We start from the raw sequence: 16,243 nt of genomic DNA on the forward strand, positions 1-16,243 counted from the left end.
AAACCGTAAAGAGATTGATTTTCTACAACTTACATTTGGGTATTGGTATTTTAATAAAAAAAATCATACATTTGAAAACCACGTAAAAACAAAATTAATCCACAATAAGAAGAAAGTATACTTTCCTTTTGTTGTGGATTTTTGTTTCGAGTTAAGAGAGAATTTAATTAAAAGAGGTATAAACTTTATGTTATATACAAGTTACCCGACATTATAAAAAAATGAGCATAATAAGACCTAGACTTAACGATTTTTTCAGTATTCCAATCACACAAGAAGAGGTTGATTTTGCTATACCGTTTATAGACGAAGATATACCTTTATACGTAGACCCATTTTTATTATGGAAATCGCCTTCAATGCAAGACAATTCATTACATCTTTCAATAACAAATAGTTTTAATAATTTAGGACATTTAATTTCAAAAGGGAATGAAAAAGAAGCCCTCGAAATATTAATCAGAGCGTCAGAATGCAATGAAGTAGGTTTAGGTAATTCTAAAACAAAAGAAGGAAAACGAATCGGAGAAAAATTAGCTAATAAAATATTAAATCAATTTTCTTCAATATCCCAATTAAATAAAAGTGGTTTTATTCATTTTGAAGAAATTCAATTATTAGTTGAAAATTTCTCAAAAGACAGAGTTAGCGATATTGCTTGTAACTTTATACAATCATTCTTAGTTGACTACACAATCGAACAATGTGAAAAATTTGGTATCCCTATTCAGAAAGTTCAATTAAAAAACATTTATAATTCAAAAACTAATACTTTTGGAGAAGAGGTGACTCATCTTCCAATAAATCCAATTAGTAACACACCAATTATCTTTACACCAAAAAGATGGTTAAAACATATTCCTTGGATAAATACTGATGATTATTTCAATTCATATTATGTAAAAAACATACATAAAGAAGGAGAAGAATTCCCAGATAAAATAAAATTATTAAATTTTAATAGACAGAATTATGATATAGTTCAGGCATATACTTCTATTAAAGAAAAACAATTTGAGAATTGCAAAAATGACCCTTTATTTAATCAAATTCCTGTAACTTCAGCTAAAAGAAAAATTTCGACAATTACAAAATTACCTACAGGTAAAACCGAAAATGCAGATAGAAAATTTGAGGATAATGCTTGCCAATTAATTACATCTTTAGTCTATCCTCATTTGGATTTTGCTCAAGAACAAAGTAGAACAGAATCAGGTGTACAAATCAGAGATTTAATATTCTACAATAATAAGTCCTCAGATTTCCTTAAAGAGATATATGAAAAATATAACTGTACCCAAATTGTAATGGAACTTAAAAACGTTAAAGAAGTTCAACAAGAACATATTTTACAGTTGAACCGATACCTAAAAGAACAATTTGGTAGTTTTGGAATAATCGTTACACGAAATCCACCGCCGTCAAAAGTTTTGAAAAACATTATCGATTTATGGTCTGCTCACAGAAAATGTATTCTTATTTTAGATGATAATGATTTAAAAATGATGACTCAGGTTTTTGAAAGTAAACAACGAAATCCTATTGAAGTCATCAAGAAAAAATATATTGAGTTTACAAGAGCTTGTCCTTCCTAAAAAAAAATAAAAAATGAACAATAACGAAATAAACAATTTTGAAAAAACACAAACTCAACTTGAAGGATTGCTAACAGAAATAACAATTTTGGCTAGAAAATCTCCAAACGATGGTGTTAACAAATTTAAATTAAAGTTTATAAATGAAATCATATTAAGTGGTAACAAGATTTTAGGAGCAACATATAAACCACTTGATTCATTTGAAAAGTTTGATGAGGATGATTTACCTTCTAATAGCGATGTAACTTTTATTCTTTCACAATATTTAAATTGTTTTGAAAAATTGCGAGCTGACAACATTTATATTGAACAAAAATATGACGGAAATAAATATATTTTTGAGTGGTATTGGGTAATTAACAAATCTAAGTCTAAAATAAAAACAGCTCCACCGAAAAAAATAAAATAAAATAAAATGGCAAAAAAAACAATACTTCCAACAGAAGCAGAAATTATAAATTTTCAAATGCTAAATGAATTAGCTGAATCTATTTATATTGAAATGAAAGAGTTTTCAAAGAAAAAACCAGATGATGCCTTAAACGCTTTCAAAGTTAAAAATGTTAATCGAGTTTTGACTAAACTAAAAGATTTTTTAAAAGATGAACCAACTGTTACTTTTTTAGATTTACTAGATACTGAAACTTTACCTTCAAATAGTGATGCAATTTTAATTATCGGTCAATTTAAAGCTTCGATGGATAATTATAGAAAAAAGTATACTAGCAATTATAATCGATGGAAAACAATTGAAAATCCAGAAGGGAAGCAAAGATAAATAACGTCGGGTAACAGCCATTTTGAGCTAGCTGGAATTTAGTGGAATTATCGTTTCGCATCAAGTTTTCGTTAAGCCGAAAACTGAGCGGTTACGAACTTCCAGCCATCTCAAAGTGGCATAACGTTGGTGGCAAGTTTACAGCAACTAACTAAAAAACAATAACATACAACAAGTAATTACAAATAAAAAACAATCAAACAATAGAATAATATGGCAGAAGAATTACTAAATGGTCAAACCAGAACAAACAGTGAAAAGGGAAAAATCACCTATTCTCAATATGGTTTTAGATCAGCACAAAAATCCCAATCACAGCCAGTAGCTATTGACGGTTATCTTGACAATGTTTATGACCAATTTTTGGAAGAGCAAAAATTAGATGAGCAAGGACTCAAAGACAGAATTTCAAAATTGAAAGCCGAACTACAATCTGAAAAGACTAAAAAAAATGATGCTAACGCAGAAATATCTTCATATAAAAGTTTTAAAGAAGACAAAGAAAAACAGATTGAAGAATTAGAACTTGAAAAAATTGACATTAGAAACGGAGATGGCGAAATTGGAGATACTTCATCATTTGTTATAGGCGCATTTATAACATTGCTTCTAACAATGTATTTATTCGTTTTTTATTCTTCTTCAGGATATTCAGCTTTTTATGGAATAAAACCCGGTAGTTTGGGTTTTATAAATCCAAATGTTTTTACAGATGCAATGAATAAAGGAGGTGGTGTTATCGCACTAATTATTTTATTTCCAGTAATCTTCCTTGCAATGGGTTTTTACATTCACGTTTCAATTGAAAGTAACAAAAAATTAAATGCAGAAAATAAAAAATCAAAATATGGAATTATTAGTTCATTACTTTTAATAACACTTATTGCTGACGTATTTATTGGATATAAAATTTCACAAGGTGTTCATACAAATGAATTTAATGCAGGTTTAACGAACGAAACTTGGAAATTCAATATGATATTTTCTGATATAAATTTCTATTTAGTTTTAGTTTTAGGATTTGTTGTTTATGTCGTATGGGGATTTTTACTGAATTTTGTATTAAGTCATTCGTATTTAAAAACTGAAAATGAGCAAGTAAAGTTAATGATAGAAAACATAAATTATAAAATCGGAGAAAAGCGAAAAGAATTAGCTGAAATTATCTCAAAAATAAACAAATTTGAAAGCGATATAACAACTTGTGAAAGTAAAATTGAAGAGAAACAAAAAGATATAATTGGTTATGAAAACGGAGTAATCCCTATTAATATTTCTTCATTAAAAGGTTCTGTAGGCGAATTTATGGGTGGATGGCAAAATTATACTAATAACAATTTTTACACAGATGTAGCACTTCCATTAATTGACAATGCAATTAAGGCTCAAACCATTTGGCTCAACAACAAAATTCAAAACCTAAACTCCGATAACTAAAAGATGGAAAATATTCAAAAAAAGCAAAAGAAAAAGAAAGACAAAAAACCATTATACATTTTAGTTGCCTTTCTACTATTTTTTGGTTTATTTATTTATGCAATTACAAGACCTTCAACGCAGAGTAAAGCAATGAAAGAACTTGAAACAAGTTTCAATAAAAAAGATGTTGAAATGGTTTGGTATAAATATAAAGCAGATTTATATCAGGACGAAGAGTTTTTATATGAAACACGAAAAAAGTTAACAGAATTAAACTTAAACGAAGAAGAAATAAATGAATGTAGAGGGTGGCTTCCGCCACCGCCTACAAGTATTAATTTGATCATTGTTCCTGATTTATCGAGACGAATAATCGATACATTAAATAATCCAAATCAAATCAAGAATGACATCTTTGTATTAGAAACTATTTGGAAATCATTTGTTGAATTTTCAAAATTAAAACAAGATACCAAAGACAAACTAATTGTTGACGTCACTGATATTGACCAAGCAAAAGGACAATTTGGAGAAGTTGCAAATAACTTACAATTTGATCTTTCAACACATAAAGGAAAAAGTAACCGTTTATTTTTCACAAGTGAAAAAAACGAACAATTTGAAAGTAGTATTAAAGAAATGTACAAATTAGCAAAAGATAAACCACTTGGAGCTGATTATAGATTTTATTTGAGAAGGTATCTTGTGAATTATATAAAGAAACCAACACTATTTGAGAATATAATCAATAAAGTTGTAATTATAACAGATGGATATTTAGAAGCTGAAAACAAACCCGCTGATACCAAGATTTACGGTTTTGAAAAACAATTACATAATTCTGTTTCAATTGGCAACACTTTACAAGTAATTACAAATTATGAACTAAACATTCCAAAAGTTGATATTGATTTATCCAATACTGAAGTCTTAATTTGTGAAGTGAATGAAAGAAAAGCAGGTAAAGGATTTGACTTTGAGATTTTAAAAACTTATTGGGAAGATTGGTTTAAAAGAATGGATGTTAAAAAAGTTAGTTTTATTCAACGGGAACAAGCAAATGAAATAACCGCAAAAAGAGTAACTGAATTTATTACTAAATAAAAAAACCTGCCACCAACAGCCGTTTGGCCCCCAGCTAGCGCGAGCGTCTCGCTCGTGCCCACAAACTAAATATAACCAAAGTTGTATGAAAAAATATAAATGTAGTTTTCTATTATAGTAGTTTATTTTTTTAACTTATTTATAAAAATAGTTCATTAATAAAATATCAAAATAATGGTTTACTTTATTTTAAATTGCTTTTGATAATGGGCACGAGCGAGACGCTCGCGCTAGCCTTTAGATTTGTTCTTTGAAAAATCAGTAAATTTAAATTAACAACCAAACTGACAAAGTGAACCATTCGCGCCGCAAAGTTTTAGACTTATCCCCCGATTAGGACTTTGTCAGTTTGTATTGAACAAGCATCAAATAGTAATTCAGGTTTTTAGGCCTATTATCAAGGTTATGAGTGTGTTCAATAGACTGGTTGCTAATCTTTAAAACATTTTCTTATGAACAAATTTAAGCATTTTTTAGGCATTGACATATCCAAAGAATATTTTGATGCTGTTGTGATTTTGAATGGAGATAAACAAAACACCATCCATAATCAATTTGTAAATGATTACAAAGGAATCCAAGCACTTCACAAATGGTTGAAAGAGCAAAATGCTACTTTTGAAAACACATTGATTTGTTTAGAACACACTGGCATGTATGGAAAGTTACTTATCAAGTATTTGATGGTATTTAAGTTTGATCTTTGGGTAGAAATGTCTTTGAAAATTATTCGAAGTATTGGTGTTCAGAGAGGTAAAAACGACAAAATCGATGCTGAAAGAATAGCTTATTATGCCATGAAGAATGTTGACGAAGCAGTTCTGTACAAAGCTCCTAGAAAAGAAGTTGATAAAATCAGAAACTTATTGTCTTTAAGAGAAAAGCTAGTGGTTACAAAAGCCTCGTTGTTACGTAATGTAAAAGAACTCAAGTCATTTGATTTAGAAGTGGCTAAACTCTCAGAAAAACTCCAAAAAAGTACCGTTAAAGGAATTGAAACAGATTTGCAAAAAATAGAAAAACAATTAGATAAAATAATCAACGAAGATGAAAATCTTTCCAGAATATTTAAAATATCGACATCGGTTACAGGCGTTGGAAAAGTAACAACTTTATTCTTAATCTGTTTTACAAATGAATTTACAATGTATATCACTCCTCGTCAATTGGCTTGTTATGCAGGCGTGGTGCCTTTTGAACACACTTCAGGAAAAAGCGTACGTTCAAAACCAAAAGTCCATTATATGGCAAATAAAAAATTAAAAAAACAGTTGCATATGTGTGCGTTATCTGCAATCACAAGCGATCCAGAGTTGAAAATTTATTATAACCGAAAAGTAGAAGAAGGAAAAAGCAAAATGCTCGTAATTAACAATATAAGAAACAAAATCGTACATCGTCTTTGCGCATGTATTAAGGAAAACAGAATTTTTGAAAAAAGACAAATAGCTTAAAATCAAATAAATAAATTTTTCTTTTGAAAGGGAAGAAGCAATAAAAACTTTTTCCCCTTCGCAAGACCTATTGTTTGTTTTCAACACAAAGTTATTGAATTATTCACAAAAAATAAATGAAAATTTTATGAATTATTATTTGCTTAAATCATAGTAATCGGTGGACCATTAGTATTTAATCGTATAATATTAAAAAAATAAAATATGTCAAGAGTTGGAATGGTAATAGGTTTAGTAATCGCCTTTATAGGTTGGGTTTTATACCATCTTATAATTAAAAAAGACTTAAAGAAAAATTTAAATAATTTATACCTAGGACTATTTTTTATTGGAATATGGGTTTTGTTTTATTTTTTTATTATTGATTTTTTTTAAAAGTCCCCAGCTATCGCGAGCGTCTCGCTCGTGCCCACAAACTAAATATAACCAAAGTTGTATGAAAAAATATACATGTAGTTTTCTATTATAGCAGTTTATTTTGATAATTTATTTATAAAATAGTTCATTAATAAAAATATCAAAAATAATGGTTTACTTTATTTTAAATTTATTTTGATAATGGGCACGAGCGAGACGCTCGCGCTAGCGGTCTTTAGCTACGATGAGCTTAACCATAAAGCAAATACTGTAATATATATGAGTACAAAATATAAATTTGGTGAAAGTACAGGTGCTTATTTTGTAAGTTTTGCAACCATTAATTGGATTGATGTATTTACACGAGATACTTATTTTGGGAATATCATTGAATCCTTAGATTTTTGTAGAAAAAATAAAGGAATGGAAATTTATGGTTATTGCATTATGCCAAGTCATGTTCATTTAATTTTTCGTTCAAGTAATGGAGATCCTTCTGGTTTGATGAGAGATTTTAAAGGTTTTACATCTAAAAAAATGCTCAAAACAATTGAAGAAAATGTTCAAGAAAGTAGAAGAGAATGGATGCTTTGGATGATGGAACGTGCAGGCAAAAAGAATAGCAATGTAAAACACAGACAGTTTTGGCAACAAGACAATCATCCAATTGAAATTTGGTCTTTAAAAGTTTTTGAACAAAAACTTAAATATATTCATCAAAACCCTGTAGAATCTGGTTTTGTAACTGATTCAATTGATTGGAAATACAGTTCAGCTAGAAACTATGGAAATAATGATCATACAATTTTAGAAATAGATATGAATTGATTTTTATTGTGGGCACGAGTGAGATGCTTGTGCTAGCAGTGGGCACGTGAAAAACAAAACCAATTACCTACATTTATAATCCCAGAATCTTTGTCGTAATTTTAGAAAAAAAGTATGCATAAAAGAAATTTAAAAGAAAATCTAACAATAATTTTTTTGATTTTAATTGCAAATTCCACTTTTGCACAGAAAAAAGAATTCCGAGAAGCGGTTGTTGATAGTTTGGCTTTCGTAAATAACAGAAAAATAGTAAACAGCCTAAATACGGATGTCTATCTAAAAAAAACATTTACTAAAGAAAACATACAAATTCCGTATCGGCTTCTAAAGCCAAAAAATAATAGTAATAAACAAAAATATCCTTTAGTAATTACCTTTCACAACTCTACCCGAATTGGAAATGATAATGAAAATCAACTTGAACCATTTGCGAAAATTTGGTTAAGACCTGAAATTTATAATAAATATCAATGTTATGTAATTGCACCACAATTCAGCAAGCGTTCTTCAAATTATGAAAAGAATATTGATGGTATTCAAATTTCAAAATCTTCAAAAGATGTTTTTGCAGTATTGGAATTAATTAAAAATGTTGAAAAAAAATATCCAAACATTGATAAAAATAGGATTTACTTAATTGGTTATTCTATGGGTGCTTCAACTGCACAAAACGTACTGAATATTGCGCCAAACATATTTGCGGCTACCGTTTCTGTTGCAGCCGTTCCTGATTTTTCAAATCTTAAAAAATTAAGCAAGAAAAATTTATGGCTTATACATGGGGAAAAAGATGACGAGAATCCCTATATCGGAAGTCTTGAATTGTTTAATAAATTACCTTCAAACAAAAATTTGATTTTTACGACTTTTAATAACCTCAATCATAATACTATTGTCATTCCTTTTTTAATTACCGAGGAAATTCCTAAATGGTTATTTGATAAGCATAAATAAAAAACATCTCTTACCTACATTTATAATCCATAGTCACCATAAAATTGGAAAACTAAAAAACTAAAAAACTATAATTATCGAAATCTAAATCACAAATCAATATGAAAAAAAGATCAAAATCATTTTTAGCAGTACTATTTATTTGTTTAACATCAACCGCAAGTTTTGCTCAATTGTCATCTACCAAAATTGACTCTTTGATGCAAGAGGCATTACAAAAGTTTAAGGTGGCAGGTGCTGCCATCGCTATTGTTAAAGATGGTAAAATAATTCATCAAAAAGGATATGGCGTCAATTCTATTGTAACTAAGCAAGCGGTCAATGAAAATACTAATTTCCAAATTGCCTCGAATACTAAAGCATTTACATCGGCTGCTTTGGCGATTTTAGAAGACGAAGGCAAATTAAAATGGACCGATAAAGTGATTGACCATATTCCCGAATTTAAAATGTATAACGATTATGTTACTGCCAATTTTACCATCCTAGATTTGTTGACACACCGCAGTGGCCTTGGTTTGGGCGTGGGGGATTTAATGTTTTTTCCTGATGGTTCTAACTTTACGGTTAATGATGTAGTGACTAGCTTTCAACATTTTAAAGCGGTTTCGCCCTTTAGAACTCAATTTGATTATGATAATTTACTGTATATCGTTGCAGGAGAGGTTATCGCTAGAGAGAGTGGCATGAGTTATGAGCAATTTGTGCAACAACGCATCATCACTCCATTAGAAATGAATCGTACTTATGTGGGGAGCTTACTAAAAGACAAAAGTAATTTAGCGGTTTCGCACTCATCAGAATCAGGGACTATAAAAACCATTGAATCATATGCTATTAGTACTGCAAGTGCAGCAGGAGGTATTTACTCGAATGTATCCGACTTATCTAAATGGATGATTACACAGTTGAATAAAGGAAAATATGGTGTTGATATGCAATCTACTTTGTTTTCTGAAAAAAATCATAACGAAATGTGGCGCATACATACCGTAGAGCAGGCCAATCCAGACCCAAGATATAATTCTCATTTTGCGGGTTACGGTTTAGGATTTGAATTAGGGGATAGCAAAGGGAATTTTAAAGTTTCTCATACAGGCGGTCTGCCAGGCATGTTATCTATAATTACGATGTATCCTGACATGAACTTAGGAATTGTTATTTTGACCAATACGGAGAATGGTGGTGCTGGTTTATTTAGTGCAGTTACCCAAACGATAAGCGACAGTTATTTAGGTTTAGACGATTTTGGATGGACCGATAAAATGGTGGGATGGATGAATGAAGGAAGAAATCAAGGTGATGATGTAACCAAGGAAGTTTGGAACAAAGTAGAAGCGGTAAAAAACACCAAAATCAAAAACCAAGATTTTATAGGTGTTTATGAGGACAACTGGTTTGGAAAAGTGGAAGTATTTTTAAAAGACAAGAAATTGTGGATGAAATGTTTGCGTTCGCCAAAATTAAATGGTCCTTTGGCTTTTTATGATGCCAATACATTTGCCATAAAATGGGAATATCAAGCGATGAATTGTGATGCGATGGCCACTTTTACCGCAGACGAAACCGGAAAAGCACAATCAATAAAGATGAAAGGTATTTCGCCAAATATTGATTTTAGTTTTGACTTTCAAGATTTAGACCTAAAAAGAGTAAACTAGTAAACCAATAAGAATAAATCCAACTTAATTAGTGCAAGTCTGTTGATCATTTCCAAAAAGAATTCTCGACAGACTAGTTGCGCTAACAATTCTCTAAAAATAGTAGTTTTTTTTACCAATAATTCTATCGAAAATCCTTCCCATACCAATAGAACATAAGTCTAAAGAGATTTGGAATGCTATTTTTCTATACAACAAGTTAAAGAAATTAAGAATACACATTTTAACTAACTAACAATTATATAATATTTGTCTTTATTTATATAAGTCTTACCATTTCTTTCTACCTACTTTTATCACTAGATAAACGGAAAAGTAGTTGTGGCGATTCCCGACACATGAATAACTACCAAAACGAATAAATTAAAAAATAATTGATATGAATTTCAATGTAAACTGTTCGCTTTCGTATGTTGTAAATGGTCCTACCACTTTCATCTTTAATATTCAAGCCTTAAATACCTATAGTCAAAAAGTCTTGCAAGAAAATATTCAGGTAGATCCACCAATGTATTTGGAACAATATACGGCCCACGACGGTAGTTCTAGGTTTGTTCGTCTTAAGGTTCAGCAACCCACTACTTTCACCTTAACATATTCAGCAGTTGTAGATATGAACTATAAAATCATAGATGAAAGTACCTCTGCCAATGTCGTCGATGTAGTGGAATTAGACAGTTATATTGCTTCATTTCTGTATCCAAGTAGGTATTGTCAATCCGATCTAGTTATGGAATTCGCATACAATCAATTCGGGCAATACAATTCGGTTTACGAAACCGTTGTGGCTATAACTGAATGGATTTATAACAATATTAGTTATACCAGCGGAAGCACAAATTCACAAACTTCGGCTATCGATACTTTAAATGATAGAGTAGGAGTATGCCGTGATTTTGCACACTTGGGAATAACGCTTTGTAGAGCTTTAACAATTCCTGCGAGATACTTCACAGGATATGCGTATCAATTAAATCCACCCGATTTTCATGCTTGCATGGAAGTATATATAGATGGAAACTGGATTGTATTTGATTCAACCAAATTAGCACCACTCAACGGATTGGTAAAAATTGCTAACGGAAGGGATGCTGCAGATGCTGCTGTTGCCAGTATTTTTGGTGACGCTTATGGTACAAACGTAATTGTTGACTGCCAAGTAGTCGATCCATCATTTCAACCTTATAAATATGACGGAAATTATAAAGGTTTGTCCTTTCAATAAAAAGGAATATCTATTTGTCATTTTGAATAAGTAAATAACAATCTTTGCCCTTTCTATGTGATTTCTCTCTAGAGTGGAAATGATAAATAATTGAATTCTAGCAAGCAACTGTAATCTAAAACCAAAAATAAGTTGTTTATTTATATGTTATTTTCAAAAAGCGAAATGCTAATTAGAATCAAATAATGAAACAATCACAAAGAGGAGAATTTTATGGGCAAACGAATAAAACGATTCATTTAGATGGAATTACGTTGACCGATACCGTTTATACGCATGAGAAGGTAGACTGGCATTATCATGAAAACGCCTATTTTACTTTTATTTTGGAAGGAAATGTGATTGAAGGAAATAAAAAGGAGATATACAACTGCTCCGCAGGGAGTTTGCTATTTCACAATTGGCAAGAGCCACACTACAATATCAAACCCAAAGGATTTACAAGAGGTTTTCATATTGAAATAGAAAAAAATTGGTTTGATGATTTAGAATTTGATGCAAATAATCTAGAAGGGAGTATCAATATTGCCAACTCTGATTTGAAATTTTTAATGTATAAAATTTTTAGAGAAACCAAAATGGACGATACCACAAGTCCGCTTTCTATTGAAACTTTATTATTAGAATCCTTAGCCAAAATGTTAATTGATAAGCAAACTAAGGCAAATATTAAGCCTACTTGGGTTTCGGAAATCAATATGATATTGAATGATCAATTTACAGATGCACTTACCTTAGACTATTTGTCAAAAACGGTAAATATTCATCCTGTGCATTTATCAAGAGACTTTTCTAAATACTTTCATTCTAGTTTTGGAGAATACATTCGAAAATTAAAAGTCGAAAAATCATTGCGACTCATCTCTCAGAAAAAATTAAGTTTGACCACCATAGCCTTAGATTGTGGCTTTGCAGATCAAAGTCATTTTACCCGTTGTTTTAAAGAAATCAATGGAATTAATCCTTCTGAATATAGAAAAATTCTTTTCAGTTAATTTTACCAATGTTAATTCTGTTCTATTTTTTAACTCATTTGGGTTATAGTTTTGTACCTAAATAAGTAACCAATTATGAAAAAATTTTTCGCCACCATTTTAGTTAACTTGGTTTTTCTAACCAGTTTTGGACAAATAAAAGATGTAGTAGCGACCGAAGGCATTGCAACTGATTTGCACAAAGCGAATGTTGGAAAAATTACTTTCATGAATGGGAATATTCCTTTAGATCAATATAAAGAATCGGATTTCTTAACTTCCTTCAATTTAACTCGAAAATCAGACTTGAATATCCGAGTTTTTATGAATAATTCGGTTACCAATTATCTGCATCAATTGGCTCCCGATTTACCACTTGAAGAATTACTCCATGTGGGAAATCTTCAATTTTCATTTTACATTGATGGACAATTGATTTACAAAGAAAACATTCATCATGGATGCAGTTTTGGATCTGGCGGTACTAAAAATGCGTCTACCTCTTTTAGAGTGCCATTGACGAGTTCTAAAGGCGAAGATTGGTGGGCGATGTATCTTTGGGATCGATTTAAAACTAAGGGCGGAGAAAAAGCATTGACGGAAGGCAAACACCAACTCAAAATCGAGATTAGACCCTATGTGAAAAGGGAAGAGAGTAGCGACGCAATAGTTGGCGATTTAATTGCCGAGGGTAAAGTACAACTTGTAATTAAAACGCCTAAAATTACGGCCGAACAAATGGCGATTCAACCCATTCAACCCAATAGCGGTTGGGAGATTTCCAAATTGCCTTTTGACAAAGCCAAAATTCAAATGCTCAATTCGGAAATTGCCAAGTACAATTTAAAAGAAATCACCAGTATTGTAGTCATTAGAGAGGGAAAACTAATGCTGGAAGAATACTTTAATGATGCCGAAAGAAATACATTGCAGGACACGAGATCCGCAGGAAAGTCATTTACATCCACTTTAATGGGTATGGCGATTCGTGATGGCTACATTAAAAATGAAAATGAAACATTGAATTCTTTCTATGATTTAAAGCAATTTGATAATTATGAACCAAAAAAAGACAGTATCAAGATAAAGGATTTATTGACCATGAGTTCCGCACTTAATGGCTCAGATGCAGACGGTAATTCCCCAGGAAATGAGGAGAATATGTATCCTACAGCTAATTGGGTAAAATTCACCTTAGACTTGCCTATGGATCATTCGAAAATAAATGGAGGGAAATGGGATTATTTTACAGCCGGAGTTGTCGTATTAGGTGACATTTTAGACAAAAAAATTACTGGAGGATTAGAAAAATATGCCAGTGAAAAACTGTTTGAACCTTTGAATATTACAAATTACCAATGGCAATATACGCCACAAAAAGTAGTGAATACGGCAGGAAGTTTGCAAATGAGGTCTTTGGATTATGCTAAATATGCTCAATTGTACAAAAACAAAGGCGTATGGAATGGAAAACAAATACTACCAAAAGAATGGGTAGAAAAAACGTTCACACACCAAATTCAAATTCCCGAAAGAGACAATCAGTTTTACAGTTATTTATTCTGGAACAAATCGGTTTTCTATAAAGGTAAAAATTATGAAACCTATTATTGTGCAGGAAATGGAGGCAATGAATTTATTATGTTTAAAGACCTTCCCATTACTATTATTATCACTTCCAAAGCATATAATAAACCCTATGCACATGCGCAAGCAGATACAATTGTAAAAGATTATATTTTGCCTGCGATAATTAAATAAAAGAAATAATGAAATTGTAAAAAAGAATATACCTAGAATGAAAACCATTTTGTTCTAGGTTTTTTGTTTATCATAAAGTCGTTTAAGTTTGAACTATATGGAGTAGGAGTACTTCAATATGCTGTATTTAGTACTGTTGTCTAATAAAAGGCAACAATAAATGAAATGGATAATAGATTTTCATATTGTAACAGTTGTTAAAATAATAATAATCTTTCACAATTAAATTGCGTACAATTTAATTGTGAACTATATTTGTACCATTAAAAAGTAAAGATGAAAGACCAATTACATATTAGCGAGCAAGTTTGTTTTCCTGTGTACGTATTTGCAAAGGAAATTATAAATCAATATCGTCCTTTGTTAGAAGAGTTACAGCTTACTTATCCGCAATATTTGGTGATGCTTGTACTTTGGGAATATAAAGAACAGACTGTAAATCAACTTGGAGAAAAATTAAAACTAGATAGTGGTACGTTAACCCCTTTGCTAAAAAGAATGGAGCAAAAAGAATTTGTTTCAAGAATTAGAAGTACGGTTGATGAACGATTGGTTAATATTTCACTAACCGAAAAAGGACTAGCATTAAAAGAAAAAGCGGCCTGTATTCCGGGTCAATTAATGGAATCTATGAATGTTTCAGCAGAAGATTTGTTAAGCTTAAAAAATATAATAACTAAGATATTAAAGAAATAAAAATGAAAGCAATTTATACAATTAATGCTACCGCAACTGGTGGTAGAAATGGACAAGTTAAAAGTGAAAATGGAATTATCGATTTAGAAGTGAGGTATCCCAAATCTTTAGGTGGAGCAAATGATGAATATGCAAATCCGGAAATGCTTTTTGCAGCGGGTTATTCAGCTTGTTTTGATAGTGCACTCAACTTGATCATAAAAAAAGAAAAAATACAAACAGGTGAAACTTCGGTAACTGCTCAAGTAAGTATTGGACAAATTGAAAATGGTGGTTTTGGATTAGAAGCGGAACTACATGCTAATATTCCTGGAGTATCCATGGATGAAGCACAATTGTTAATTGAAAAAGCACATCAAGTTTGTCCCTATTCTAATGCAACTAGGGGGAATATGCAAGTGAAGTTGACTGTTTCAAACAATTAAATTGACAATAAGTTTCGTACTAATTCATTACATATTACCTATAAATACAATAAAAAAAATGACACTATTAGAAAATTTAAACTGGAGACATGCCGTAAAAGCATATGATCCAACCAAAAAAGTAAGTGCAGCAGACATTGATAAAATTGTAGAAGCGGCACGTTTAGCACCAACTTCGTCAGGATTACAGGCATTCCAAGTGATTGTTGTTGAAAATCAAGAATTAAAAGAAAAATTAGTAAAAGGAGCTTTGAATCCAGAATGTATGAGAGATTGTTCTCATGTGGTCGTTTTTGCTGGATGGGATCGTTATACTGCTGAACGAATTGATAAAGTTTATAATCATACAACTGATGTTCGTGGATTACCAAGAGGGCGTTTTGATAGCTATACTGATATGTTGAAGAAAATCTACCTAGCACAATCTGCCGAAGAGAATTTTGCTCATATCGCCAGACAAACGTATATTGCACTTGGTCTTTCTTTGGCGCAAGCCGCTGAACTAAAAGTAGATAGTACACCAGTCGAAGGTTTTAACAACACTGTAGTTGATGAAATCTTAGAATTAGACAAAAGAGGATTAAAAAGTGTTTCCTTAATGTATGTAGGTTATGCTGACACTCCAAACGACTGGATTGCTCCCATGAAAAAAGTAAGAACCCCTAAAGAAGAATTTGTAATTGAGCTAAAATAAATAGTTCAATTAGAATATTCCAGCTTATATTCTAGATTTATAAAAGTAAATTATTCAATTAAAACCTAGTCCAAAACCCAGTTTTGGTCTAGGTTTTTTGCGTTTTTAGTAAGAGCTTTAAAATCAATTTGTATTCCTTTTTCAATTGTAATCTATAAAAAAAAACACAAACAATGGTTTATTATTTCGCGACAAAAAAAGTGTTTAAATAAATGATAATTAACTACTTGTGATAATTTCATAAATATTTTTATTAACTTTAAGATACAAATGAATAATGGAAGCAGATACCATTTTAAAAAACGGCTTGGTACT

At 30.9% G+C, this 16,243-nt stretch carries 15 protein-coding genes; all 15 read left to right on the plus strand.

What is annotated here, in order from left to right:
• The first annotated feature begins 221 nt into the window (after positions 1-221).
• The 15 genes from AB3G36_RS11615 (at position 222) to AB3G36_RS11685 (ending at position 15,928) form a co-directional block, all read left to right on the plus strand.
• Positions 222-1,595, plus strand: coding sequence for a hypothetical protein (locus AB3G36_RS11615; RefSeq protein ID WP_367752915.1), 1,374 nt, complete (start codon positions 222-224; stop codon positions 1,593-1,595).
• A 13-nt stretch (positions 1,596-1,608) separates the two neighbouring features.
• Complete coding sequence (locus AB3G36_RS11620) at positions 1,609-2,007, plus strand: hypothetical protein (protein WP_367752917.1); 399 nt, start codon at positions 1,609-1,611, stop codon at positions 2,005-2,007.
• Between the two features lie 6 nt (positions 2,008-2,013).
• Positions 2,014-2,376: a hypothetical protein gene (locus tag AB3G36_RS11625; protein WP_367752919.1), complete on the plus strand. Its 363-nt coding sequence runs from the start codon at positions 2,014-2,016 to the stop codon at positions 2,374-2,376.
• Positions 2,377-2,589: 213 nt separating this feature from the next.
• Entirely contained in the window at positions 2,590-3,813 is a 1,224-nt protein-coding gene (locus AB3G36_RS11630; RefSeq protein WP_367752921.1) for a hypothetical protein, read from the plus strand.
• A 3-nt stretch (positions 3,814-3,816) separates the two neighbouring features.
• Entirely contained in the window at positions 3,817-4,899 is a 1,083-nt protein-coding gene (locus AB3G36_RS11635; protein ID WP_367752923.1) for a hypothetical protein, read from the plus strand.
• Positions 4,900-5,351: 452 nt separating this feature from the next.
• A complete protein-coding gene (locus AB3G36_RS11640; RefSeq protein ID WP_367752925.1) occupies positions 5,352-6,353 on the plus strand; it encodes an IS110 family transposase in 1,002 nt (333 codons plus the stop codon).
• A gap of 636 nt (positions 6,354-6,989) precedes the next feature.
• Positions 6,990-7,538, plus strand: a complete 549-nt coding sequence (locus AB3G36_RS11645) for a transposase (protein ID WP_367752927.1) — start codon at positions 6,990-6,992, stop codon at positions 7,536-7,538.
• Positions 7,539-7,652: 114 nt separating this feature from the next.
• Positions 7,653-8,492 (plus strand): prolyl oligopeptidase family serine peptidase, encoded by an 840-nt coding sequence (locus AB3G36_RS11650; protein WP_367752929.1) that lies wholly within the window; start codon positions 7,653-7,655, stop codon positions 8,490-8,492.
• A 101-nt stretch (positions 8,493-8,593) separates the two neighbouring features.
• On the plus strand, positions 8,594-10,153 hold the full coding sequence (locus AB3G36_RS11655; protein WP_367752931.1) for a serine hydrolase: 1,560 nt from the start codon (positions 8,594-8,596) through the stop codon (positions 10,151-10,153).
• 379 nt (positions 10,154-10,532) lie between these two features.
• Positions 10,533-11,378 carry a transglutaminase family protein gene (locus tag AB3G36_RS11660; RefSeq protein WP_367752933.1) on the plus strand — a complete coding sequence of 282 codons (846 nt, stop codon included), beginning with the start codon at positions 10,533-10,535 and terminating at the stop codon, positions 11,376-11,378.
• Positions 11,379-11,563: 185 nt separating this feature from the next.
• Positions 11,564-12,373 carry a helix-turn-helix domain-containing protein gene (locus AB3G36_RS11665; protein WP_367752935.1) on the plus strand — a complete coding sequence of 270 codons (810 nt, stop codon included), beginning with the start codon at positions 11,564-11,566 and terminating at the stop codon, positions 12,371-12,373.
• A 75-nt stretch (positions 12,374-12,448) separates the two neighbouring features.
• Positions 12,449-14,113: a serine hydrolase domain-containing protein gene (locus tag AB3G36_RS11670; RefSeq protein WP_367752936.1), complete on the plus strand. Its 1,665-nt coding sequence runs from the start codon at positions 12,449-12,451 to the stop codon at positions 14,111-14,113.
• A 276-nt stretch (positions 14,114-14,389) separates the two neighbouring features.
• On the plus strand, positions 14,390-14,809 hold the full coding sequence (locus AB3G36_RS11675; RefSeq protein ID WP_367752938.1) for a MarR family winged helix-turn-helix transcriptional regulator: 420 nt from the start codon (positions 14,390-14,392) through the stop codon (positions 14,807-14,809).
• A 2-nt stretch (positions 14,810-14,811) separates the two neighbouring features.
• The gene (locus tag AB3G36_RS11680) at positions 14,812-15,234 is read left to right on the plus strand and encodes an organic hydroperoxide resistance protein (protein WP_367752940.1); all 423 of its coding nucleotides are present in this window, start codon (positions 14,812-14,814) and stop codon (positions 15,232-15,234) included.
• Between the two features lie 58 nt (positions 15,235-15,292).
• Positions 15,293-15,928, plus strand: coding sequence for an NAD(P)H-dependent oxidoreductase (locus AB3G36_RS11685; RefSeq protein ID WP_367752942.1), 636 nt, complete (start codon positions 15,293-15,295; stop codon positions 15,926-15,928).
• Positions 15,929-16,243 lie beyond the last annotated feature (315 nt).

Origin of the sequence: Flavobacterium sp. WC2430 (genome assembly GCF_040822075.1) — a bacterium.
In the GTDB taxonomy this organism is placed as follows: domain Bacteria; phylum Bacteroidota; class Bacteroidia; order Flavobacteriales; family Flavobacteriaceae; genus Flavobacterium.